General features: G+C 70.5%; 21 protein-coding genes. 8 read left to right on the top strand and 13 right to left on the bottom strand.

Annotated features, from left to right (window positions below):
• Positions 1-26 precede the first annotated feature (26 nt).
• The 4 genes from ectB to OG435_RS03975 form a co-directional block, all read right to left on the bottom strand.
• Positions 27-1295, bottom strand: a complete 1269-nt coding sequence (gene ectB / locus OG435_RS03990; protein WP_266875316.1) for a diaminobutyrate--2-oxoglutarate transaminase — start codon at positions 1293-1295, stop codon at positions 27-29.
• Between the two features lie 86 nt (positions 1296-1381).
• The gene (ectA, locus tag OG435_RS03985; RefSeq protein WP_323187781.1) at positions 1382-1951 is read right to left on the bottom strand and encodes a diaminobutyrate acetyltransferase; all 570 of its coding nucleotides are present in this window, start codon (positions 1949-1951) and stop codon (positions 1382-1384) included.
• Positions 1952-2213: 262 nt separating this feature from the next.
• A complete protein-coding gene (locus tag OG435_RS03980) occupies positions 2214-4034 on the bottom strand; it encodes an RICIN domain-containing protein (RefSeq protein WP_266875315.1) in 1821 nt (606 codons plus the stop codon).
• A gap of 568 nt (positions 4035-4602) precedes the next feature.
• Positions 4603-5403 carry a maleylpyruvate isomerase family mycothiol-dependent enzyme gene (locus tag OG435_RS03975; RefSeq protein ID WP_266875314.1) on the bottom strand — a complete coding sequence of 267 codons (801 nt, stop codon included), beginning with the start codon at positions 5401-5403 and terminating at the stop codon, positions 4603-4605.
• Between the two features lie 162 nt (positions 5404-5565).
• Here OG435_RS03975 and OG435_RS03970 point away from each other — a divergent pair, with 162 nt between their 5' ends.
• Complete coding sequence (locus OG435_RS03970) at positions 5566-6363, top strand: polysaccharide deacetylase family protein (protein ID WP_430625572.1); 798 nt, start codon at positions 5566-5568, stop codon at positions 6361-6363.
• Between the two features lie 9 nt (positions 6364-6372).
• Here OG435_RS03970 and OG435_RS03965 read toward each other — a convergent pair whose 3' ends face one another.
• Both OG435_RS03965 and OG435_RS03960 read right to left on the bottom strand, forming a co-directional pair.
• On the bottom strand, positions 6373-7899 hold the full coding sequence (locus OG435_RS03965; RefSeq protein ID WP_266875312.1) for a sensor histidine kinase: 1527 nt from the start codon (positions 7897-7899) through the stop codon (positions 6373-6375).
• Positions 7892-8584: a response regulator transcription factor gene (locus tag OG435_RS03960; RefSeq protein ID WP_266875311.1), complete on the bottom strand. Its 693-nt coding sequence runs from the start codon at positions 8582-8584 to the stop codon at positions 7892-7894. Before OG435_RS03960 ends, OG435_RS03965 begins: the two co-directional genes overlap by 8 nt.
• 121 nt (positions 8585-8705) lie before the next feature.
• Between OG435_RS03960 and OG435_RS03955 the strand changes: the two genes are divergently transcribed.
• Positions 8706-9992: a glycosyltransferase family 4 protein gene (locus OG435_RS03955; RefSeq protein WP_266875310.1), complete on the top strand. Its 1287-nt coding sequence runs from the start codon at positions 8706-8708 to the stop codon at positions 9990-9992.
• Positions 9993-10109: 117 nt separating this feature from the next.
• A complete protein-coding gene (locus tag OG435_RS03950) occupies positions 10110-10568 on the top strand; it encodes a GNAT family N-acetyltransferase (protein ID WP_266875309.1) in 459 nt (152 codons plus the stop codon).
• A gap of 51 nt (positions 10569-10619) precedes the next feature.
• On the opposite strand, the gene OG435_RS03945 is transcribed toward OG435_RS03950, so the two are convergent.
• The 3 genes from OG435_RS03945 to OG435_RS03935 all read right to left on the bottom strand — a co-directional run bounded on the left by OG435_RS03945 (position 10620) and on the right by OG435_RS03935 (position 12846).
• Positions 10620-11033, bottom strand: a complete 414-nt coding sequence (locus OG435_RS03945; RefSeq protein WP_266875308.1) for a rodlin — start codon at positions 11031-11033, stop codon at positions 10620-10622.
• 121 nt (positions 11034-11154) lie between these two features.
• A complete protein-coding gene (locus OG435_RS03940) occupies positions 11155-12402 on the bottom strand; it encodes a lipase family protein (protein WP_266875307.1) in 1248 nt (415 codons plus the stop codon).
• Positions 12403-12705: 303 nt separating this feature from the next.
• Complete coding sequence (locus OG435_RS03935) at positions 12706-12846, bottom strand: hypothetical protein (RefSeq protein WP_266875306.1); 141 nt, start codon at positions 12844-12846, stop codon at positions 12706-12708.
• Between OG435_RS03935 and OG435_RS03930 the strand changes: the two genes are divergently transcribed.
• The gene (locus OG435_RS03930) at positions 12845-13201 is read left to right on the top strand and encodes a hypothetical protein (RefSeq protein WP_266875305.1); all 357 of its coding nucleotides are present in this window, start codon (positions 12845-12847) and stop codon (positions 13199-13201) included. The two genes, OG435_RS03935 and OG435_RS03930, sit on opposite strands and share 2 nt — an antisense overlap.
• A 28-nt stretch (positions 13202-13229) precedes the next feature.
• Here the strand turns inward: OG435_RS03930 and OG435_RS03925 are convergent, their stop codons facing one another.
• The 3 genes from OG435_RS03925 to OG435_RS03915 all read right to left on the bottom strand — a co-directional run bounded on the left by OG435_RS03925 (position 13230) and on the right by OG435_RS03915 (position 17193).
• A complete protein-coding gene (locus OG435_RS03925) occupies positions 13230-14705 on the bottom strand; it encodes an ABC transporter substrate-binding protein (RefSeq protein ID WP_266875304.1) in 1476 nt (491 codons plus the stop codon).
• Between the two features lie 4 nt (positions 14706-14709).
• Complete coding sequence (locus OG435_RS03920) at positions 14710-16710, bottom strand: hypothetical protein (RefSeq protein WP_266875303.1); 2001 nt, start codon at positions 16708-16710, stop codon at positions 14710-14712.
• 111 nt (positions 16711-16821) lie between these two features.
• Complete coding sequence (locus OG435_RS03915; protein ID WP_266875302.1) at positions 16822-17193, bottom strand: hypothetical protein; 372 nt, start codon at positions 17191-17193, stop codon at positions 16822-16824.
• A gap of 152 nt (positions 17194-17345) precedes the next feature.
• Here OG435_RS03915 and OG435_RS03910 point away from each other — a divergent pair, with 152 nt between their 5' ends.
• Positions 17346-17888, top strand: coding sequence for a hypothetical protein (locus OG435_RS03910; protein ID WP_266875301.1), 543 nt, complete (start codon positions 17346-17348; stop codon positions 17886-17888).
• 1 nt (position 17889) lies between these two features.
• Complete coding sequence (locus OG435_RS03905; RefSeq protein WP_266875300.1) at positions 17890-18486, top strand: hypothetical protein; 597 nt, start codon at positions 17890-17892, stop codon at positions 18484-18486.
• A 327-nt stretch (positions 18487-18813) separates the two neighbouring features.
• Here OG435_RS03905 and OG435_RS03900 read toward each other — a convergent pair whose 3' ends face one another.
• Positions 18814-19089 (bottom strand): hypothetical protein, encoded by a 276-nt coding sequence (locus OG435_RS03900; protein ID WP_266875299.1) that lies wholly within the window; start codon positions 19087-19089, stop codon positions 18814-18816.
• Between the two features lie 45 nt (positions 19090-19134).
• Here OG435_RS03900 and OG435_RS03895 point away from each other — a divergent pair, with 45 nt between their 5' ends.
• Positions 19135-19356 (top strand): hypothetical protein, encoded by a 222-nt coding sequence (locus tag OG435_RS03895; RefSeq protein ID WP_266875298.1) that lies wholly within the window; start codon positions 19135-19137, stop codon positions 19354-19356.
• 74 nt (positions 19357-19430) lie between these two features.
• Positions 19431-21410, top strand: coding sequence for a bifunctional metallophosphatase/5'-nucleotidase (locus tag OG435_RS03890; RefSeq protein WP_266875297.1), 1980 nt, complete (start codon positions 19431-19433; stop codon positions 21408-21410).
• The last annotated feature ends 54 nt before the right edge of the window (positions 21411-21464 follow it).

The following is a 21464-nucleotide window of genomic DNA, read 5'->3' as shown; positions in this document are numbered from 1 at the left end:
CTTCGTGGTGTGTGGCGGGGTGCCGGTCAGACGGTTTCGCGGACGGAGCGGGCGAGGATGCCGAGGCCCTCGTCGAGTTCGTCGGCGGTGACGGTGAGCGGCGGGAGCAGTTTCACGACCTCGCTCTCGGGGCCCGAGGTCTCGACGAGCAGACCGTGCTCGAAGGCCTTCCGGCACACCGCCGCCGCGCGCTCCTTGTGGGCGAACTCGATGCCCCAGGCCAGTCCGCGGCCGCGGTACGAGGCGCCCAGCCGGACGTGCTCGGCGCACAGCCCGCGCAGCGCTCCCTCGACGTACTCGCCCTGGGCGAGGGTCCGCTCGCGCAGGACCCCGTCGGCCCAGTAGGTCTCCAGGGCGGCCGTCGCGGTGACGAAGGCCGGGTTGTTGCCGCGGAAGGTGCCGTTGTGCTCGCCCGGCTCCCACAGGTCCAGTTCGGGCTTGAACAGGCACAGGGACATGGGGAGTCCGTACCCGCTGATGGACTTCGACAGCGTCACGATGTCGGGCGTGATGCCGGCTTCCTCGAAGGAGAAGAACTCGCCGGTGCGGCCGCAGCCCATCTGGATGTCGTCGACGATCAGCAGCATGTCGCGGCGCCGGCACAGGTCCGCGAGCGCGCGGAGCCATTCCGCGCGCGCCACGTTGATCCCGCCCTCGCCCTGGATCGTCTCGACGATGACCGCCGCCGGGTGGTTGAGGCCGGATCCCTGGTCCTCCAGCAGGCGCTCGAACCAGAGGAAGTCGGGGGTCCTGCCCCCGAGGTAGTTGTCGAAGGGCATCGGGGTGCCGTGGACCAGGGGGACACCGGCGCCGGCCCGTTTGAAGGCGTTGCCCGTGACGGCGAGGGAGCCGAGCGACATGCCGTGGAAGGCGTTGGTGAAGGAGACGACCGACTCGCGGCCCTTGGCCTTCCGCGCCAGCTTGAGCGCCGCTTCGACAGCGTTGGTCCCGGTGGGCCCCGGGAACATCACCTTGTAGTTCAGTGCGCGGGGTTCGAGGACGTGGGACCGGAAGGTCTCCAGGAAGGCCCGCTTGGCGGTCGTCGCCATGTCGAGCCCGTGCGTGATGCCGTCCCGCTCCAGGTAGTCGAGCAGGGCCCGCTTCAGGACGGGGTTGTTGTGCCCGTAGTTCAGGGACCCGGCGCCCGCGAAGAAGTCCAGGTAGCCGCTGCCGTGTTCGTCGTAAAGCCGGCTCCCCGTGGCGCGCTCGAAGACGACGGGCCAGGCGCGGCAGTAGCTGCGCACCTCGGACTCCAGGGTCTCGAAGACGGACAGGACCGGCTCGGTCATGGTCAAGGGAACTCTCCAATGATCGTGGGGTGTTCTTCGGTACGAGGTGGTGCCTACGGGGCATGGCCCACGACGTGTTCGGGGCCCGGCGCTCAGAAGGTGAGCGGCCCGATGCGGTGCAGGACCTCCGGGGCGGACCCGTGGTCGGGGAACTCCTCCGGGGCGAACAGCACTTCGCGCGTGAGCGTGGCGCCGTGCCGTTCGGCGTACGAGGCGAACAGGCGCTCCGAGGCGAGATTTCCGGGCGCGACGGTGGCCTCGAGGGAGCTCAGTCCGTGCTCTGCCGCCACGCGGGCGGAGAGGCTGTCGAGCAGGGCACCGGCGACGCCCAGGCCCCGGACGGATTCGTCGACGGCGATCTGCCAGACGAGCAGGGTGGCGGGGCTTTCGGGCCGAAGGTATCCGCTGACGAATCCGACGGCGCGCCCGGATGCGTCGCGGGCCACCGCGGAGGTGCCGGCGAAGTCACGGCACCAGAGGAGATAGCTGTAGGCCGAGTTGAGGTCCAGCGTCCCGGAGTCGCGGGCGAGGCGCCACAGCTGGCGGCCGTCGCCCGGGCGGGGGCGGTCGATGCGCGCCGTCGCGGTGCTCGGGGCGGACGAGGTGGTCGGGGTGGTGGGCGGTGTCTTCCGGTAATGGGCCAGTTCTGCATGAGCGGTCATGCGGGCCGAAGTTACCGAGGGCTGGAGCGGATTGCACGGCCCTGAGAGGTTACGGGGAGGGCGTTATCCGTGATATATGGAAACGCCTCCCCAGGGTCGCGAAAGCGTCGGCAATGCGCAAGGTATGCTGCGAAAAATGCCGACATTTCCACCCCACCCTCAGTTTTGTAACGAGCAGGTAACTTCTTTTCTCTGTCTCATATTTTCCACTTGAATGTGACGCCTTCCTCGGCGGACCGGGGTTTCGTTCGCGCCTGAGCGGTTAGAAGGCGGCCGCGGTGAGGGTGAGCGTCTGTTCGGCGGAGGTGCGGGCGCCGCCGACCGGGCTGCCGGTGGTGTCGGTCCACGCGCGGGTGGGAGTGGTCTCGGCGAGGCGGCCGGACACGTCCGAGAGGCCGATCACGAGTCCGCTGTAGCGGTTCACGAGCCGATGGGTACCGGTGGGCCGGCCGTCGGTCGTGAAGTTCGGGATGACGAACCACTGCTGCCCCACGGTGGGCCCGCTCTGCGGTGCCTTCGTCACGGTGGGCTTGGCCGCCCAGGCGCGTCCCGCGTTCGCCTTCGAGTCGACGCCGAGGAGTTGGCGGGTGGAGGCGTTGGCGATGCGGTACGAGCCGTCGCCGTTGGGAGTGAACACCCACCGGCTGAGGGCCGACCCGCCGGCGGAGGGGAGGGACGTGGTCGCCGTACTGCCCTGGACCTGGGCGAGGTGGCGGCCGGTGCCGCCGGCGATCGTGTAGGACTTGCCCGGATCGATGACCGCGGCCGGAGTGTTCGTGTCGATCACGGTGTCGTAGTACTCGCCGTCGGCCCCCTCGGAGCAGAAGAAGGAGCAGTACGACCGGAACTTCTTGCCGACGATGGTGGAGCCCGTCTTGTTCACCGCGTCCAGCACCCACCGGTACCAGGAGCCGGTGCGGTACGCGCCGGAGTCGCCGGCGAGGCGCCACTTCTGGGTGGCGAGGTTGTCGGTGACGTAGAACCGCTGCGGCTCGCTGCCGTCCTGGTTGACCGCCTCGGGCTGGCCCACGTACATGCCCAGGTAGGCGCTGTAGGCGATGTTCATCGTCAACAGGTCCGACTTCGCGGGAAGTTCACCGGCGGCCTGCTGCTCCTGGACATGGCCGGCGTTCGACGGGTCATAGTCCTTCGCCACCGGCGTGTATCCGGTGGTGTGGGTCGCGTCGACGGGCTCCATGTTGCTTTCCAGGCCGCCCGTTCCGGGCTGGGACCACGAGCCGTCGTACCACTTCTGCCACGAACCCGGCGCCATCTTCCCGGACATGGGTGCGCGGGCGACGTGCGCCCGGCTGCCCGCGGTCCACGAACCAGGGACGCCGCCCTTCGGGATGACGCGGGAGTTGTAGTAGACGTAGAAGTACCCGGAGGCGGTGTCCACGAACAGGCGGGCGTCGCCGTTGCCGTAGTGGTACGTCTCGTGCGGGAAGGCCGCGGCGTCGCCCCGCCGGGTGCTGTAGGGCGAGGTGAGGACGTGGTCCTTGATGGCCCACGTCCTGCCCTGGTCCTTGGACACGGCGTAGTCGATCGCGTCGTAGTGCAGACCGTCGCCGAAGGGGCGCGGGGTGAACTCGTTGTGGACCAGCCCGTACCAGTCGCCCGTGTCGGGATCCACCCACACGCCCATCAGGTCGCAGTAGTTCTTCTGCGCGTAGTGGGTGGTGTCCGGGGCGTACGTGGCCTCGCGCCCGGTCGGGCTGTTGTTGCAGCGCCACGTCGTGTCGTCGTTGCGGTCCTGGGCGTTCGCCGGATTGACCGCGGTGCTCAGCGAGGCCGAGCGGGTGGCCGAGTCGAAGTCCTTGCCGGTGTAGAAGGTCCACTTGCGGGGATCGTTCGCCGCGTACAGGGCGTGGGCCGACTGGTAGTAGAAGGCGCCGTTCTTGTCGATGTACGTGGCGGCGGGCGTGTCGTCGGGGTGGGTCCAGGGACCCTTCGCGCCGATGGAGACGGTGTACGTGGCGGCGGGGGACTGGGCCGAAGCCGGCGCGGTGGCCAGGGCGGCGAACAGGACCGCGGCCGTGGCGGCGAGCGCGATGGCGGTCCTCGTCGCGGGAGGGGCTGACACGGGTACTCCTCTCTGCTCACAACAGGGCGTCAATTAATTTGAATAGAAGCGGAATTAATCAACGGCTGTCAAGGATCGGCACAGAGATCGCCACGGTCCCGTTGTCAGTGCCCGCTCACCGGGCCCACGGTCCCCACCACTTCGGTGGCGGCGGGTCCGCCGGTGCCGATGTCGGCTGGTCGGGATGGAGCCCGAGCCGACGAAGGGCCTCGGCGCGGAAGCTGACGGCGAACGTGCCGTGCCAGTGCCCGTCCGAGCGCACGCCGCACATCAGGTCGACCTTGATCTCCTCGTCGGCGAACGGGTGCCAGTCGATACCCCGGTCCCGCAGTCAAACCGCCGTGAGTTGGCCCGGCCGCGGGCGGCCGGCGACGTTCTCGTAGCGGAAGAGGGTCACCCATTCGAAGACCTGATCGTCCATGCCGTCATCATGCCGCAGCACGCGAACCGGCCGCTCGGCCTTTTCCCCGGCACGGAACTCCGGTCCGGGCGGGGCCGCGACCGGCGAACCCGGCGCGGAGTCGTGTCCTGCCGGGCTCGAGTCGCGGCCAACCGCCCCCGCTTCTTCCTACTTCTCCTCCGGCTCCCAGGCGCGGAGCAGGTCGAGCAGCCCCGCGTCTCCGTCAACGCGCAAGGAGTCGGCCGGGATGCGGTCGTACAGGTAGATGACCAACTCACTGGCCGTGCCGTGGACGGAGGCGCCGGCCGCGTCAGAGTCCTCGCCGGCCGCGGCAGCGGGCGAGGGGACGCGGGTGATGCGTGCGCCGTCGCCGTCGACGGTGAGGCGCCAGGAGCGGCCCTCGGCGGCGTGGAAGTCGAAGGCCGTGGGCTTGTGCGGCCAGGCACTCGGCGTCGCGCAGACGGTGAACAGGAACTCCTCCACACCGTCGAGCGCCACCTCGAGCGGCAGCGGCTGCGGGGCGCCCCCGATGCGCTGGACGTCGTACGTGTGCATCGCGGACTCCTGGACCCGGTGCCGGGCGGCACCGCCGGAGGTCGACGGTGTCTGCGACGCGGGCCACCAGGTCCAGCAACCGCTCTCCGGCCCTGCCTCGCGCAGGGCGCTCAGCAGAACCTGCGTCGAATCGGCCAGCCAGGCCAGCAGGGCCTCGCGCTCCCGCGGCACTTCCAGAGCGGCGCGCGCGGCGACGGCCTCGGCCGGGGGGCCGTCGGCAGGCCCCGCGCCGACTATGGCGGCCCAGAAACGGTCTCCCCCGCCCAGGTGCTTCACCAGATCGAACAGCGTCCATCCGGGGCAGGTCGGCACCTGCGCGTCGAGACTGGGCGCGGCGGCGACCTCGGTGCGGAAGGCGGTCGACCGTTCGTCGATCAGGCGCAGCAGGTCAGCGAACTCAAGATTCTTTTCCACGGCGGATGTCTATCACCATGATCCGGTGATCGGACAGTGATTTTTCGCGGGCGGGACCTGCCGGCGGGCACGAGCCGCGGGACGGTGGCCTTCAGGGTCCATTAAGGACGGTCTGTGCACGCTCGTCCCCCGTGCCCTCCGACCGATCCTGGACCTCCCCTCATGATTCGCTCCTTGAAGCGCCGTGCGTGCGGCGCCTCCTTCTCGTCCTGCCGGCGCGCCGGTACCGTGGCGGCCGTGCTGGCGCTGACCACGCTCACCGCCTGCTCCTCCCTCAACGGGGTCGTCGCACCGGCCACCGTCCGCGCCGCGGCGGCTCACTCCGCCGGCAAGCCCGCCTCCGGACCCGTGGACTGCACCGTCGCCAAGTGCGTGGCCCTCACCTTCGACGGCGGCCCGAGCGAACCGACCCCGCGCCTGCTCGACTTCCTGAAGCGGGAGAAGATCCGGGCCACGTTCTTCCTCCAGGGGAAGGGGCACACCGACACCTATCCCGACACCGTGCGCCGCATGGCCGCCGAGGGGCACGAAATCGCCAACCACACCTGGTCGCACGAGGACCTGACCGAGCTCAGCGATGACGCGATACGGGCCGAGATGGAGCCGGTCCAGCGGGACATAGAGAAGGCGACGGGCCACGCGCCCACGCTCATGCGGCCCCCGGGCGGCGCCACCGACGACAGGGTGTCGAAGGTGATGAAGGAGCTCGGACTCGCGCAGGTCCTGTGGAGCGTCACCGCGAAGGACTACGCGACCACCGACACCGCACTCATCGTGAAGCGCGTCCTCGACCAGACGAAGCGGGACGGGATCATCCTGCTCCACGAGCGGTACGCCGGCACCATTCCCGCCGTCCCGACGATCGTCGGTGAACTCCACGACCGCGGGTACACCTTCGTGACCGTCTCCGAACTCCTCTCGCCGGCCCACCCCGTACCCGGCAAGGTCTACCGGCCGTGACCCGCGCCCCTACCGGGGCAGCCGCAGGAGGAACGCCGTTCCTTCGCCGCCCGGGGCGACGCCGAGCGTTCCCCGGTGGTAGCGGGCGAGGTCCCGGGCGATGGCGAGACCGAGCCCGCTGCCGCCGGTGTCACGGGCGCGGGCCTCGTCGAGGCGGGTGAAGCGGTCGAAGACGCGTTCGCGGTCCGGTGCGGGGATCGGGGCGCCGTCGTTGTGGACGGTGCACTCCACCCATCCGGGCGGTGCGGCGAGCGTGACCGTGATCCGGGTGTCGGCGTGCCGGGCCGCGTTGTCGAGGAGGTTGCGCAGCAGGCGCCGCAGCTGGTCCCGATCGCCGTGCAGGGTGACGGGCTCCTCGGGGGCATCGAGGACGAGCTCCGCGGTGGCCCCGGGCCGGGTGTGGGGGAGTTCGATGAGGAGGTCCCGGACGAGCGCGGTGAAGTCCACCACCGGCTGGTCCGGCATCGCTTCGGAGGCGTTGTCCAGCCGGGCGAGGGTCAGCAGGTCGTCGACGAGGTACTGCAGTCTCGTCGTGGCCTCGAGGGCGTCGCTCAAGGGGTCGGTCCGCCCGGGATGGGCCACGGCCACCTCGAGGACGGTGCGCAGGCCCGTGACCGGGCTGCGCAGTTCGTGGGCGGCGTCGGCGATGAACCGGCGTTGGCGGCGGGCATGGGCGTCGAGGACGTCGAGGGTCCGGTTGGTCGTGCGGGCGAGCCGGGTGATCTCGTCCTCGGCCGCGGGTACGGGAACCCGTGTGCCGGAGCCAGGCTGGTCGACGGTGGCGAGGCGGGTACGGATGGCCTCGACCGGCCGCAGGGCGCGGGTGGTCGCCACCCAGGCGGAGAGGGCGACGAGCAGGGCCGCCAGCGGGACCGCGAAGCCCAGGGCCGGGACGAGCGCGTCGGCGGACCGGACCGCCTCGGACCGGGTGACGGCGACGTAGACGGTGTAGCGCCCGGCGGGTGGCGCAGACGGACTGGGGGCGGCGGGGGAGCGGACCTCGATGCTGGTGCCGGCCATGTCGACGGTCTGCCCCGCCAGCTCCGCCGCCTGGGTGAGGCAGCCGGGGACGGGCTCCCCGGTCGAGGTGCGGGAGGGGTTCTTCCGGCAGGAGGGGGCCGGGTCGCCGAAGCGGACCGACTGGACGGTCGCCCACCCGGGCCGCGCCGCCGCGGGCGCGGCCGGGAGTTCCTTCACGGCCTCGGGGAACGCCCGGGGGAGCCAGGAATCGAAGGGGCCGTCCGGGCCGATGACCAGGACCGGCGACGCGGCGAGGATGTCGGTGGTGGCCTCCCGGTCCCTGGCCTGGACACCGGCGAACTCCAGGGCGGTGGCGCGGGACTGCCCCAGGGCGCGGCCCCGCGTCGCCTCCATCTCGGTGGCGTACACGTGGTGGTGCAGCCACCAGGCGCCGGCGCCGGAGAGGACCAGGGCGGCCGTACCCGCGGCAAGCGCCGTACGGGTCCGGGTGGACAGCCGCAGCCACCACGCGGACACCCGGGCGGGGTTGCGGGCAGCGGCAGCGGCCTCAGGCATGTGCGTCGTCCAGCCGGTAGCCGTGTCCCCTGACGGTCACGATGCTCCGGGTGCCGTAGGGCTGGTCGATCTTGCGGCGCAGGAGGCTGACGTAGACCTCCACGATGCTCGCCGAACCCCGGTAGGCGATGTCCCAGGCCTCGCCGAGGATGGTCTCCTTCGACAGCACCCGGCCCGGCTCGCGCATCAGGCATTCCAGTACCGCGAACTCCTGGCCCGTCACCTCGATGCGTTCGCTCCCGCGCCCGCACGTACGCGCCTGCGGGTCGAGCCACAGGTCGCCGGCCCGCAGCACCTCCGGCTCCCCGGAGCCCGCGGTCTCCCGGGCGCTGCGGCGGATCAGCGCGCGCAGGTGCGCCGTCAGGACGAGCAGGGAGAACGGTTTCGTCAGGTAGTCGTCCGCCCCGATGTCCAGGCCGTGGGCCTGATCGAGCTCCCCGTCCCTGGCGGTCAGCATCAGCACCGGGGTGTCGACACCCAGGGCCCTGAGCCGTCCGCACACGGCGAACCCGTCCAGCGAAGGCAGCATGACGTCCAGCACGATCGCCGCGAACTCGCCCGTGGCCCCGAGCTGCACCGCGGCCAGGCCGTCGGACACCAGGGTGACCGTGTACCCCTCGCCCCTCAGACCCTCGCGCACCGCGCCCGCGATCAGCGGATCGTCCTCCACCAGCAGAATGTCCACGATGTCAGCATGCCACCCGAGACCTCCGGCCCCCTGCGACCAGGCCTTCAGGAACGGTTAAGCATGAACTGCGCACAGTGGGGAACGATCCTGCCTCCGCCGCCGAAGGGACCGGTGCCGCATGCGCATTTCCTTCCTGCTCCACAACGCCTACGGCATCGGAGGGACGATCAGGTCGACCTTCAACCTCGCCGCGACGCTCGCGGAACACCACGACGTGGAGATCGTCTCGGTCCTGCGTCACCGTGACGTGCCGACCATGGGCGCGCCTCCCGGGGTGGTCCTGACCCCTCTGGTCGATCTGCGCCCGGGCTCCCCGCACCACGACGGCGAGGACCCGCGCCACGCACGGCCCGCCAGGGTCTTCCCCCGCGCGGACGGCCGGCACCGGCAGTACAGCCGGCTCACCGACGAGCGCGTCGGCCGGTACCTGTCGGCGCTCGACGCCGAGGTGGTCGTGGGGACCAGGCCGGGCCTGAACGTGCACATCGCCCGGCAGGCCGGGCGCGCCGCCGTCCGCGTCGGACAGGAACACCTCACGCTCTCGCACCACGGCTTCCGCGTCCGCCACGAGATACGCCACCGCTATCCGCTCTTGGACGCGCTGACCACCGTCACCGAGGCCGACGCGCGGGCCCACCGCCGGTTCGGTCCGTCCTCGATGAGGGTGGAGGCCATACCGAACGGCGTTCCCGCCGCCTCCGTCGCACCGGCCGACGGTACCGGGAAAGTCATCGTGGCGGCGGGTCGGCTCACTCCGGCGAAGCGGTACGACCTGCTCGTACGGGCCTTCGCGCGGGTCGCCGCCGACCACCCGGACTGGAAGCTGCGCATCTTCGGCAGCGGCGACGCCACCGGCAACGAGAAGGCCGGCCTGTCCGCGCTGATCGAGGAGCTCGGCCTGAGCGGCAGCGCCCATCTCATGGGCAACGCCGACCCGTTGGAGCCGGAATGGGCCAAGGCGTCCATCGCCGCGTCCACGTCGGACCGGGAGTCGTTCGGCATGACCATCGTCGAGGCGATGCGCTGCGGCCTGCCCGTCGTCTCCACGGACTGCCCGGTGGGACCGCGCGAGATCATCGAGGACGAGGTCGACGGGCGCCTCGTCCGCCCCGGTGACACCGAAGCCGTCGCCGCCGCCCTGCTGGAACTGGTGGCGGACGAGGAGCTGCGCCGGCGCATGGGCGGAGCGGCGCTGAGGAACTCGGCCCGCTTCGATCCGGCGTACGTCGCGCAGCGGCATCTGGACCTCTACGGCGAACTGCTGCGGCGCGGCCCCGGCCGGCGCTCGCTCGGCCCCGTCCGGGAAGCCGCGCACCGCGCGAGGGTCGCCGCGATCGACACGGCCCACGCCCTGCGCGGCACCGCCCGGGGAGTCCTGAAGAAGGAGGGCGCGGCGGGCCTCTGAGGTGGACGCCGCGTCGTCGGACGAGCACGGGGTTCGACATTCCGGCGATGCCGTGGATCCGGCGGACCGGGCATGATCCCTCGTCGAGGACCCTTCCCGACGACGAAAGTGCGCATCATGCCGACCACCATCACCGTCCGGGAAGTCCGCTCGGCGGACTTCCCGCAGTGGCGCGCCCTGTACCGCGGCTACGCCGACTTCTACCGCGTCGAGCAGACCGAGGAGGCCGCGGAACGCGTGTGGGGGTGGCTGCACGACCCCGCCCACGAGGAGAGCGGCCTCGTCGCCGAGGACGCGCAAGGCCGTCTTCTCGGCCTGGCGCACTACCGGCCCTTCGCCCGTCCCCTGTCGGCCACCACCGGCGGGTACCTGGACGACCTGTTCGTCGACCCCGCCCACCGCGGCTCCGGCGCCGCCGACCGGCTGCTCGCGGCCTTGCGGGAGATCGCCGCCGAACGCGGCTGGAGCGTGGTCCGCTGGATCACGGCCGACGACAACCACCGCGCCCGGGCCAAGTACGACCAAGTGGCCGCTCGTACGATGTGGGTCACCTACGACATGGCACCGGGCAACTGATCCGGGCCGGTGCTCCGCGGCCGGGGACCGCGGCCGCGGAGCACCCGGGCGTCAGCTTCCGTTCGAGACGTTGCCCGAGAGGAGCGGGATGTTGTCCAGGATGTGGGAGAGCGCCTCGTCGCCCTTGGCCTGGGTGGAGTTCTCGGTGCACTGCTGGTTCTGCGGGTTGGACAGGACGTTGACGTCCTGGACGCCCACGTTCGCGAGGATGGCGACGAGCGACTGCGCGTTGACCTTGACCGGCAGGCCGATGCAGGGCTTGTTCGCCGTGCCCTGGATCACCGAGAGCTGCGGGCTCTTGTCGCCCTGGGTCTTCTGGTTGCCGTAGGCCTGCACGGCACCGTTGCCGTTGACGGTGTTGATCCCGTTGTCGTTGCCGATGGCCATGGCCGGAGCGGCCATGGCGGCGCCGGCGCCGATGGCGGCAGCAGTGGTGACAGCGGTGACCATCATCTTCTTCAGCATGAGCTGGCAATCCTTCGCTGGAGCGGTCGGAGCGGGTCGGAGCCCGTCGGGTGGTTCGCTCTGGCAACGCCTGAGCGGGGCACACGTGGCGCTAACTCACCCGTTTGCAGGACGGATCCGCTCAGAAACGGCAGCTCGGGGCCTGCGGAGTGCCGAGGCGCCGGGCGTCCATCCAGGCGATGGCATCGTCCAGCGGACCGTCGTCGATCGTGTGGCCCTGGTCGGGGTAGTACGCGAACTCCAGGTCCACGCCCTTGTCGCACAGCTCCCGGGCGAGCGTCTGGTTGAGGTTGCTCAGCACGTCGTTCCCGCCCTGCGGCAACAGCACCGGGACCTTGATGTCGACCTCACCGGTGGCGCTCCTCTTGAGGGCGGCGTCGAGCGGTGCCAGATCGGCGCCGGGCCGCAGGATGTCCGAGGCGGGCGGGAGCTGGGGGTCGGCGGCCATGCAGGGCTGCGTCCAGACGCGCTCCGCGGCGGCGAGGCCCGCGGGGGTGAGGAGTTCGGCGGGCCGGACCGCCGGGTCGCCCGCCGCGGCCCCGTTGATGAGCAGTAGCAGGATCCCGGTGTACGCGGTGGCCGTCCCGTCCTGCTGGGCGAACAGGGCGGGCATCCACTCGAACCCGACCGCCGGCGCGTTGGCGACCACGCCCTTGACGTCGACGTCGGAGGCGTACGCGGGGGCGTGGTGCGCGGTCCACAGCGCGGCGTGCCCGCCCTGGGATCCTCCGTAGAGGAGCGTGGTCGTGCCCGATCCCGGGTCGATCGAACGAGCGGCGCGGACGATGTCGAGGGTGGCGTACGCGGCGGACTCCCCGTCGAGGTACGGGTGTCTGACCCCGGTCACCCCCAGGCCGATGTAGTCGGGCTGTACGACGACGAACCCGCGCGCGAGCAGCTTGCCGACCGGACTCGCGTCCTGGAGACCGGCGAAGGCCGGGATGCGGGACGGGGCGCACGCCGTCCCGATGCCCATGGTGCCGTGGTCCACGGCGGCGACGGGCCGCCCGCCGGCGGGTGCGGGGCCGTGAGGAACGGTCACCAGCCCGCTCGCGGCCACCGGTCTGCCGTCGGTCCCGGTGCTCAGGTACATCACCAGGAAGGTGTGCGAGGGCGCGGTCAGCGTCGCCTCCGTCGGCGCGTAGGGGCGTTGGCGGATCACCGTGCCCGGCTTGCCGGAGGGCAGCGGGTGCGGCGGGTCGTAGAACGCGTCGCCCTCGGGTACCGGTGTGGACGCCGTACGTCCCCGCGGGCTCGGCTCGTCACCGCCGCGGGTGCAGCCCGACAGCGTCAGTGCCGCGCCGATCGCACCGACGAGGACCCAGCGGGACAGCCTGCGGGGGAGACGGTGGCCCTGTCCGTGCGTCAAGGAGGAACTCCTTCGCAAAACGACCGCGCGGCGTACGGAAGTTGTCGAGCCGTGAGGCACGCTCCGGTGCCCTGCGCGAAACGCTAGTCGAGTTCACTTTCGACGTCTACGCGTCCCGCGGTTCGACCGCCCCCCCCGGGGCGCGCCCGCACGGATCGGCCCGGCCGTTCGCACGGACGATCACCGCGTGCTCGTGCAGGGACCGGAACCAGTCCACCGCGGACTGTTCCGCCCCCACGTACCTGCCGCGATCACGGTGGCCGTCCCGGTTCCCCGTGCGGGAGTTTCCGTCGTGACCGACGTCTACCGGGCGAGCGCCTCGTGTCCGACCATGGCCGGACGGTCCTTCCCGGGGGCGTGAGCGGAGCCGGCGGCCGTCGGCTCCGAGTCCCGGTCCCGGCGGGCCCTGAGGGCGTCACGGGCGACGAGGGGTGGCACGTTCATGGAGGACGAGGCGGCGGACGTCGTGGCCAGGGCCACGGAGATCGTGCACGGGGCGGCGGCCCGACGGGCTCGGCAGGACCGCGCCGTACGGGCGGGGGCGTGGCTCTCGGCCGGAGGGTTCCTGGCCGGCTGCCCGTCAGGGGTGTGGTGGCGCGGGGACCGGGCGAACATCCCGCTCGTGGGGAAGGTCCTCGACGCCTGGGGCTCCGGCGCGATGCCCTATCCGACGGACCGGATCGGACTGCTTCTGCTGATGTGCGCGGCCCTCTTCGGGGCAGCCGGGACCGGCACCCTGTGGTGCGCCGCCGCGGACGTCGCCCGCCGCGAGAATCCGCTCGCCCGGTACCGCGGCTGATCCACCGCACGGCCGTCCGCGGCCCGCTTCATTGCTGCTGCGGCGGTTTGCCCTCCGCCGCGGACACCTCCACGAACACCACCTGGCCCCTGGCGTCGAGCTGCAGGACGGGGACGGCCTTGTTGCGCGGATTGCCGTTGTTCTGGAAGGAGATGAACCCGCTGGCCCCGGCCACCTGCTGGGCGCCGTCCATCTGGTGGAACATCCGGCCCACGGCGTCGCCGGTGACCTGACCTTGCCAGTGGGCGGCCATCTGGATGCCGTGCGCCGCCGCGAGGACCGCGTCGTGGCCCATCAGGGCCCCGCCGTCCCCGCGGGGATCGTGCGGGAACCACTGCTCCAGCACCCCGCCCGGCTGGAAGTTCTTCGCGGAGGGCCCGGACACCGCTTGCGGCGCCTTGCTGTACATGTCCGGGTGGGCGAGGCCGGTGTAGAGCACCTCGATGCCCGTCTCGGCGGCGCGAGCGAGCTGTTCGGGGCTCAGGTTGGTCGTGTCGTCCCCGGTGAACACGGTGAACTTCTGCCCGGTGCAGCTGCTGTTGGCGAGCGCGTCGAGGAACCGGGTGAGGTGCAGGCCGCGGCCCGCGAAGTAGATGAGTTGCGGGCGCTGCTGACACAACTGGCCTGGCATGAAGTGCAGTTCGTTCTGCCAGGCGCTGCTGACGGAGGAGTCGTAGGTCATGTGCTCGGCGACGAGCTGGTGCGTCTTGTCCTGGAACGCCTTGGTGAAGGCGGTGCCGAGGGTGGAGGAGTAGAGGTCTCCCTCCGCCACGTCCTGGACGACGACGGCCGTGGTCACCCCGCGCCGTTTGAGGTACGCGGCCCCCGCGTACGCCTCGTCCTCGTTGGTGGGGGCGATCCGGACGAAGCCCTTGATGTCCTGGATGGCCGAACCGGTCATGGTGGCGCCGACCATGGCGATCCCGTTGTCGGAGAAGCGCTTTATGGCCTCGAGGTTCTCCTTGGTGCTGGGGCCGAGCCCGGCCACCGCGACGAGCCGGTCCGGGGAGTCCTTGCGGGCGATCAGTTCGTCGACGGTGTGCTTCCACTGCGCGGACTTGCTGCCCGGGTTGGCTATCAGCAGCCGGATCTTGGGAGTGGAGGCCAAGTCGCCCTGATTGTGCCGGTACTGGGCGAGGTAGGCGCCCTGGAGTTCGTGCCGGACGCCCTCGGCGGAGTTGCTGTCGGAGGTGCTGGTGGTGAACGAGGTGAAGTAGGCGACGCTGACGTACGGCTCCTTGTCCGCGTTGGCGAGGACCCGGCGGTTCTCCTCCTCGATCTTCGCGCTGACGGCGTCGAGGTGTGGCGCGAAGACGTAGGAGCCGTCGCTCACTCCGACGCACTCGTCGGCCGGTCCCCGTTCGACGACCCCGTCCGCGCATCTGGACTGGCGTTCCTGGATCCAGCCCACGCCCAGCCAGAGCGCCGCGACGAGCGTGACGGCCGCCGCGGCGGCCAGCGCGACGCGGCGGACGACGTGCAGGGGCCATTCGAGTCTGGGCACGCGCTCAGCCTTCCCAGCCCGGGGTCTGGGGATCGTGCCAATGCCGGTACCGCTCGGCCTCGTTGAACAGCGTCACGATGTCGTTCCTCCGGAGTTGGGACAGCTGGGTGTAGCCGTCGGCGATCAGGTTCCCCAGCCGCATGGCGGGGTCGGCGAGCGGATCGCTCCACACCCAGCGGGTGGTCACCAGGGTGTGGATCACGGACTCGGTGTCCACCACGTGCCCCGGTCGGCGCGGGACGAGCCCGGAGAGGAGCTCCAGCGGCCCGCTGCCCGAAGGGAGCCGGTTCGGAGCTGTGGTGATCGCGTCGAACTCGGAGATCCACTGCGCGGCCGGAACGGCGGTGAAGCGCCGGGTCAGGTGGGCGGTGACCTCCTGGGTCCGCCCACGGGCGAGCTGGTGGTACATCTCCTGCACCGGCTTGCCCTCCGCGCGGTAGTACTCCGCGAGGAGCTCGTGCGCGGCGTCCCACCCGTCGGGGCGCTCGGCCAGCCGCCACAGGAGCAGCCGGCGCAGCCACGGGTGGAGTACGGGTACCACGGCGACGGGCCCGGTCAGCAGCCAGCGGGCCCGGATGTCGCCGAACAGGGAGTCGTCGGGGCTGAGCAGACGCGTGCCCACGGAGAAGTCCCGGGCGGCGGCGCATTCCGCCAGGGCCGCCTGCTGGGACCCGTCGAAGTCGCGCAGGAGGTGCCCGAGGGCGGTGTCGACGAGCTTGGCGGAGTACTCCCCGGTGCGCAGCGGCCGGTCGGGCAGGGTGCGCAGCCAACGGTCCTGCTGGGGGCCGGAGTCCGGGAGCGGCCCGGCCTGGCGCAGCACGTCGAGCACCTGGTGGACGGCGCGCGGCAGGCCGCCGGTGAGCCGGTGCACGAAGGGGGTGAGGCGCGTCAGCGGGGCCAGGTCGCTGTTCCCGCCGAGCTGGAGCTCTATGCGGATCCGGACCTCGTCCAGATTGAGGTCGCGCAGGCGGAGCGGGTACCACCAGCTGTCCTCGCTGTCGCGGGGAGGCCGGTGGGCGTGCCAGTCGGCCAGCGAGGCCCGGTCGGGGCCGCGCAGCTGCCAGGGCCAGGAATCCCCGGTGGCCGGACCCCAGCGGGGCAGCCAGCGATTGGAGCTGGCGACGACCGTCAGCGGATCACTGGCGTGTCCGGCGACGACGGTCTGGTCGTGCCGGGAGCGCAGTAACAGGTCGAGGAAGTGGCGTCCGTACTCGGTGTGGGAGTTGTCCAGGAGCAGCAGGTAGGAGCGCGGCATGAAATTGCGGGCGGTATTGCGCCGGAGGTCCTCCAGGAAGGCCGAGAAGAGGACGAGGTCGAGCCGCTCCTGCTCGTTCTCGTCGCCCTCGTGGCGCCACAGGTTGAGCTCCACCAGGGCTTCCATGGGGTCCGCGCTGCGGATCATGGGGTGGCGCCCGTACCAGTGGGCCCCGGTCGTCAGCCGGCTGCCCAGTTTGCCGGCGAGCAGGCCGGGCACGGTGCGGCGGCCGCGCCGCAGGGCGTCCTGGAAGAGGGCGAGCGCGGCGCTGGAGGCGCCCTCGGGCATGCCGACCGCACCCATGCCCACTTCGAAGAAGGCCGCCAGGTAGTCGCCGTGGCGGGCCTCGTTCTCCTCCTGGAACCGGTCCAGCTGGCGCTGTACGGCGCGGCGCCCCTCCGCGAGGCTGCGCATGCGCAGCTCCTGGTCGGAGGCGAGCAGGCCGAGGCTGAGCAGCGGGAAGCGGGAGCGGCCGTAGCGGGGCAGCTTGCGTTCGAGCTGGCGGGCCAGCAGTCCGAGGGCGTAGCGCGGCAGCAGGGACTGGGCCCCGCCGAAGTTGACGAAGGCGAAGGGGTAGTCGGGCCCGAAGCGCTCCATGAGCGCGCTGTGCGCCTCGCTGGCTCCGCTGCCGGCCGGCCCGAGGAGCATGGTCAGGGGCCGCTCGGCCGCCGGGCTCTCCTGCAGGCACGAGTCGACCAGCGACAGGATGCCGCTGCGACCGCGCAGGCCCATGCCCGTACCCGGCTCCATCACGTGTGATCCCCCCCAGGACGTGCTTCAGAGGAGTAGAGCCTGTCATCCGGAGCCGGAGTCAGACAGGGGTTTCTGCTCCTTGATTCGATTCCGATACCTCCACCGGGGTCATTCCTCCTCCTCGATCCCGACGACCTCCTCCAGTTCCCGGAAAGCCTTGCTCCGCGAGCCCTCGTGTTCCTCCAGCAGGGCGTTGGCGATGGCGTCCAGCTTGCGCTGGATCGCGTGCTCGGCGCGGCGTTCGGAGTTCTTGAGCAGGGCCAGCAGGAGCAGGGACACCGCGGCCATGGCGTCACCGGCGAGGTGCTGCCATTCCATCGGCAGGTGGAGGAGGTGCACCACGACGAAGCCGGCCACCAGGAGGACGCACAGGAAGGAGAAGAGCGCCGAACTCGTGAAATTGGAGGCGAGTTCCGCCAGTTTCTCGAAGCGGCCCAGCCGCCCCGATCTGCCCTTCTCGGCCGGATGCTCCAACGTCATGCCCGGCGTCTGCCCAGGAACGGCCCGTCGAACCATCGACCGCCGCAGCGGTGCATCGCCGCACCGCTGAAGCCGTGCGGGGAGGTTTCACCTTCTCCCAGGGGGTAGCCGAGGGGCGACGACCACTTGGAACCGCTCGATGGAGGCGGCACATGTCTACCAACACACTGATAGCGATCATCGTCGCGGCCGTTGTCGTGGTCGTGGCGCTGACCCTGATCCTCACCATGCTGGCGCGCCGACGACGCCTGCGCGACCGCTTCGGGACGGAGTACGAGCGGACCGTCGAGGAGAAGGGCGGCGCGCTGGCCGCGGAGCGCGAACTGCGTGCCCGGGAGCAGCGGCACGAACGACTGGAGATCAAGGAACTCCCCGCCGAGCGGCGCAGCCAGTACGCGCACGAGTGGGCCACCGTCCAGGAGCACTTCGTGGACCGGCCGGACGGCTCGGTGGCCGAGGCGGACGAGCTGGTGTCCCGCTTGATGAGCGAGCGCGGCTACCCCACCGACGGGTACGGCGGCCAACTGCGCGACCTGTCCGTCGAACACGCGGGAACCCTGGACCACTATCGCTCTGCCCACGACGTCAAGGTACGGAGCGCCGGCGGGCAGGCGACCACCGAGGAACTCCGGGGAGCGATGGTGCACTACCGCGCCCTCTTCACGGAGCTGCTCACGAACGAGAGGAACCGGTGAAATGAAGCCCCGTTCGGACCACGACAGCCGGCTCACCGGAGCCGGACTGACCACGGAAGACCTCGCCCACCCCGTGACGGAGGACGCGGAACGAGCCCCGGTGTACCCGGGAGAGGCCACCCGGGACCGGGAGGGCCGGGAGGACCGGGAGAACCCGGAGGACCGGGAGGTCCGCGAGAACCCGGAGAACCCGGAGAGCCTGGAGAACCCGGAGAGCCTGGAGAACGCGGAGAACTTCGAGGCCCGCGAGGCCCGGGGCGTCCCCGAGGCCCGGGAGGTGCCCGAGGGAGCGGACGCGCCCGTAGCGCCTCCCGCTCCCGAGGGCGACTCCGAACCGCTCCTCGGCACCTCGGACACGCAGGAGTTCCGGCAGGCCTGGACCGATGTCCAAGGTCGTTTCGTCGACGATCCCCAGGAGGCGGTCAGGTCCGCGGACGCCCTGGTGGCCGAGGTCATGCAGACCCTGGCGGGCAGCTTCGCCGCGCACAAGCAGGAGCTGGAGGCGCAGTGGGGCCGGGGCGAGCAAGTGGAGACGGAGGACCTGCGGCAGGCGTTGCAGCACTACCGCTCCTTCTTCAACCGCCTGCTCAAGACCTGAGCATTCCGAGGGGGCGGCCGTCCGGGTCCACCAGGGCGTGGTGCAGCGGGGCCGCGAGCAGGCGCCGGACGGCCGGCAGCCGCGGAGCGACGTAGCGGCGCAGACGCCCCGCCGGACGCGGACCGCGGCACCACCCTGCTCGCGCATCAGCTCCAGGCGCAGCTCCCGCGCGAACGGGCGGGCCCCGTCACCGAGGCCGCCGGGATCGCGCGGGGGCCTCGGATCGGTGGAACGGTCGAGGACGGTGCAGCTCAGCTCGGAGTCGTGCGTCCAGGACCGCAGGTTCACGTTGTCGGACCCGACGGCGGCCCAGACGTCGTCGATCACTTACACCTTGGCATGTACGTAGACGGGGGTCCCGGCACGGTTCTCCAGGCCGTACACCGCGACCCGGTCACCTCCGGCGCGGCGCAGCTCCTCCAGGGCGGTGATCCGTCCGATCAGGTTCATGGGGCCGGTGAGCAGGCCGTCCTGCTCCCGAACGGTGGGGACGACGGCGGCCAGCCGCAGCCGCGGACGCGCGCGCAGGGCCTGGGCGAAGCAGTCCACGACGTGCGGGGACCGGTTGCCTTCCCTGCCGCCGAGCTTGTTGATCTTTACCATGAGCGGTGGCGGTCGGAGACGACCTACTTCTCGATCAAGGCGACGATGCTCGACGGCCGCGTTCTGTGCTCCCGCAGCCTGCAAGGGCTCGACCAGGAGGTCCACGCCCTGCTGACCACCTACCAGGCCCTGATCCGGGCAGCCGCCGATACCGTCTGCACCCGCCCGGAGGTGGACATGGACCGGATCAGTTTCACCGTCCTGCAGAGCACCGCCGCCGACACGGTCGTCACCGCGACCGGGATCCACCCCGAAACGATCGCTTGATCCAGAGGTCAGAACCTCGCCCACCCAGTGATCATCAATGGATTTGCCGGATAGGGTGCGCCTATCATGATCCCATGGCCAGCTCCACAGAGGCGTGGACCCAGGCGAAGGTGAGCCGCCGCTCCTTGCTCGCTGCGGCGGGTGCGGTCGGTGCGGCTGTCGCGGTCGGCGCCCCGGCACATGCGTCCGACCAGGCGCGTGACGCGCATGGGTCTCACCGCTACGTGGACGTGCAGTTGCTGAGCATCACCGACTGGCACGGTTTTCTGCTGGGGGCGCCGGGCGACCACTCCGTCATCCACGGTCGTCACGGCCGGGCCTACGAAGTGGGCGGGGCGGCCTACATGGCCGCACATCTGAAACGCCTCAGGGACGGCCGGCGGAACTCCATCTTCTTCAGCGCGGGCGACAACTTCTCCGGTTGGCAGTTCGATACGTCGATATTCTGCGATGAGCCGACCATCGAAGCCCTGAACCTCATGGGACTTGAATTCTCCACCGCAGGCAATCATGAATTTGATAGGTCTCCGGCGATGATCACGCAACATATGGAAGAGGGGGTTCCATTCCTTGTTGTCGGCCGAGACGCGTCCTTCGTGGATTCATCAGGGCGCCTTTTCCGGGGCGCGAACTTCTCGCACTATTCGGCGAATGTGAAGTGGCTGGCGAGCGGTGCCAGTGTGCTTCCCGGGTGCAATATTCGCTACGTCATCGGGCCGTGCGGTCGGAATATTCCCATCGGCTTCATTCACGTGACCACCATCGGGACTCCGAGATTTTCCACCTCCTACCTGCCCGCCGTGACCGCGACCAGTGAAATTGAAGCCATCAATCGAATCGCCTCCCGGCTCAGGGCCCAAGGTGTCAATGCCATCGTGCTCAGCATGCATGAGGGTGCCGACGCCGACGGGGATTTCACTGGCGGAGTGAACCCGTCGGGCCCCGCCTATGAGATCGCGCTGCGGGCCTCGCCCGATATTGACGTCATCATTGCGGGTCACTGGCACACGCAATTCAACATCATGCTGCCAGACCCGCTGGGGAGGCTCCGCCCATTCGTGGAGGCCGGGTGCTACGGGCAGCTCATCAACGAAATAAATCTCAAGATCGATCCGCTGACCGGAGGGGTGGTTCGCGAACTCACTGTCTCCACCAATCATCCGAATTCGCGGACCACCATTGCACCGGACCCCGAAATGCAGAAGCTGGTTTCCTATTGGCAGCGAAAAGCAACAAGACGCGCCGACTCGGTCATCGGCAGGCAGAGCGGCTCCTTCCTGCGGACGAGGAATGACACGGGGCAGAGCCCCATGGGCGACCTCATCGCCGACTGGGCCCTGTGGGCCGGACGCCGTCCTTCGGACCGGGCGCGCGACGGCAACCGCCACCGCAATGTGCCGGCCGACCTGGCGCTGGTGCCGACCGCTCCCCGGTTGGGGGAGTCTGTGATCGTGGGAGGCCTCATCCACGATCGGGCGAGGAACGGCGCGATCACGTTCGCGCAGGCTTGGCAGGCCGTGGGGTACGGCAACCCGATCGTCACAGCCTGGGTCACCGGAACCCAGATCCACGACGCACTCGAGCAGCAGTGGACGACCAGACCGGACGGCCTGATCCAATACTCTCCCTTGGCCGTCTCCGGGAACGTGCACTACTCGTTCAACCCGCTCGCGTCCGTGGGGTCTCGCGTCGAGCCGGACGACGTAGTCATCGGCGGCGTTCCGCTCGCCCCGGGGAAGAGGTACCGCCTGGCCGCACTGGCTTATACGTTCCTCGGAGACGACGGATATCCGGCGCTGACCAGCTGCGAGGAGCCCTACACCCACGAACGCGACTTCGAGAGCTTCGTCTCCTTCGTACGGCAGGCGGGCACTCTCAGCCCGTTGCCGACCAACCGGGTCACCGCGTTGTACCCCGGAGACCTGGTACCCGACCTCGGAGAGATCGTCGAGCCGATCGCGCCGCTGTTTCCGGATGGCACGGAGCGATCGAGGCAGCAAGCGGCGATCGTGGCTACCCACAAGCCGGACGGTGCGGTTTACCCGCCCTGCTGACCCGATCACTTCAGGAGCGCGGTCACCCTGCCCGGAAGGTTCAGGGCTTTGCGG

The organism is Streptomyces sp. NBC_01264 (assembly GCF_026340675.1).
Classification (GTDB): domain Bacteria; phylum Actinomycetota; class Actinomycetes; order Streptomycetales; family Streptomycetaceae; genus Streptomyces.
This window is presented reverse-complemented; position numbering and strand designations above follow the sequence as displayed.

Coding starts and splice junctions, on each gene's coding strand:
- ectA (WP_323187781.1), bottom strand. CDS start 1,951: ATGACCGCTCATGCAGAACTGGCCCATTACCGGAAGACACCGCCCACC.
- OG435_RS03970 (WP_430625572.1), top strand. CDS start 5,566: ATGATTCGCTCCTTGAAGCGCCGTGCGTGCGGCGCCTCCTTCTCGTCC.
- OG435_RS03965 (WP_266875312.1), bottom strand. CDS start 7,899: ATGCCTGAGGCCGCTGCCGCTGCCCGCAACCCCGCCCGGGTGTCCGCG.
- OG435_RS03955 (WP_266875310.1), top strand. CDS start 8,706: ATGCGCATTTCCTTCCTGCTCCACAACGCCTACGGCATCGGAGGGACG.
- OG435_RS03950 (WP_266875309.1), top strand. CDS start 10,110: ATGCCGACCACCATCACCGTCCGGGAAGTCCGCTCGGCGGACTTCCCG.
- OG435_RS03945 (WP_266875308.1), bottom strand. CDS start 11,033: ATGCTGAAGAAGATGATGGTCACCGCTGTCACCACTGCTGCCGCCATC.
- OG435_RS03930 (WP_266875305.1), top strand. CDS start 12,845: ATGGAGGACGAGGCGGCGGACGTCGTGGCCAGGGCCACGGAGATCGTG.
- OG435_RS03935 (WP_266875306.1), bottom strand. CDS start 12,846: ATGAACGTGCCACCCCTCGTCGCCCGTGACGCCCTCAGGGCCCGCCGG.
- OG435_RS03920 (WP_266875303.1), bottom strand. CDS start 16,710: ATGGAGCCGGGTACGGGCATGGGCCTGCGCGGTCGCAGCGGCATCCTG.
- OG435_RS03915 (WP_266875302.1), bottom strand. CDS start 17,193: ATGACGTTGGAGCATCCGGCCGAGAAGGGCAGATCGGGGCGGCTGGGC.
- OG435_RS03910 (WP_266875301.1), top strand. CDS start 17,346: ATGTCTACCAACACACTGATAGCGATCATCGTCGCGGCCGTTGTCGTG.
- OG435_RS03905 (WP_266875300.1), top strand. CDS start 17,890: ATGAAGCCCCGTTCGGACCACGACAGCCGGCTCACCGGAGCCGGACTG.
- OG435_RS03900 (WP_266875299.1), bottom strand. CDS start 19,089: ATGGTAAAGATCAACAAGCTCGGCGGCAGGGAAGGCAACCGGTCCCCG.
- OG435_RS03895 (WP_266875298.1), top strand. CDS start 19,135: ATGCTCGACGGCCGCGTTCTGTGCTCCCGCAGCCTGCAAGGGCTCGAC.
- OG435_RS03890 (WP_266875297.1), top strand. CDS start 19,431: ATGGCCAGCTCCACAGAGGCGTGGACCCAGGCGAAGGTGAGCCGCCGC.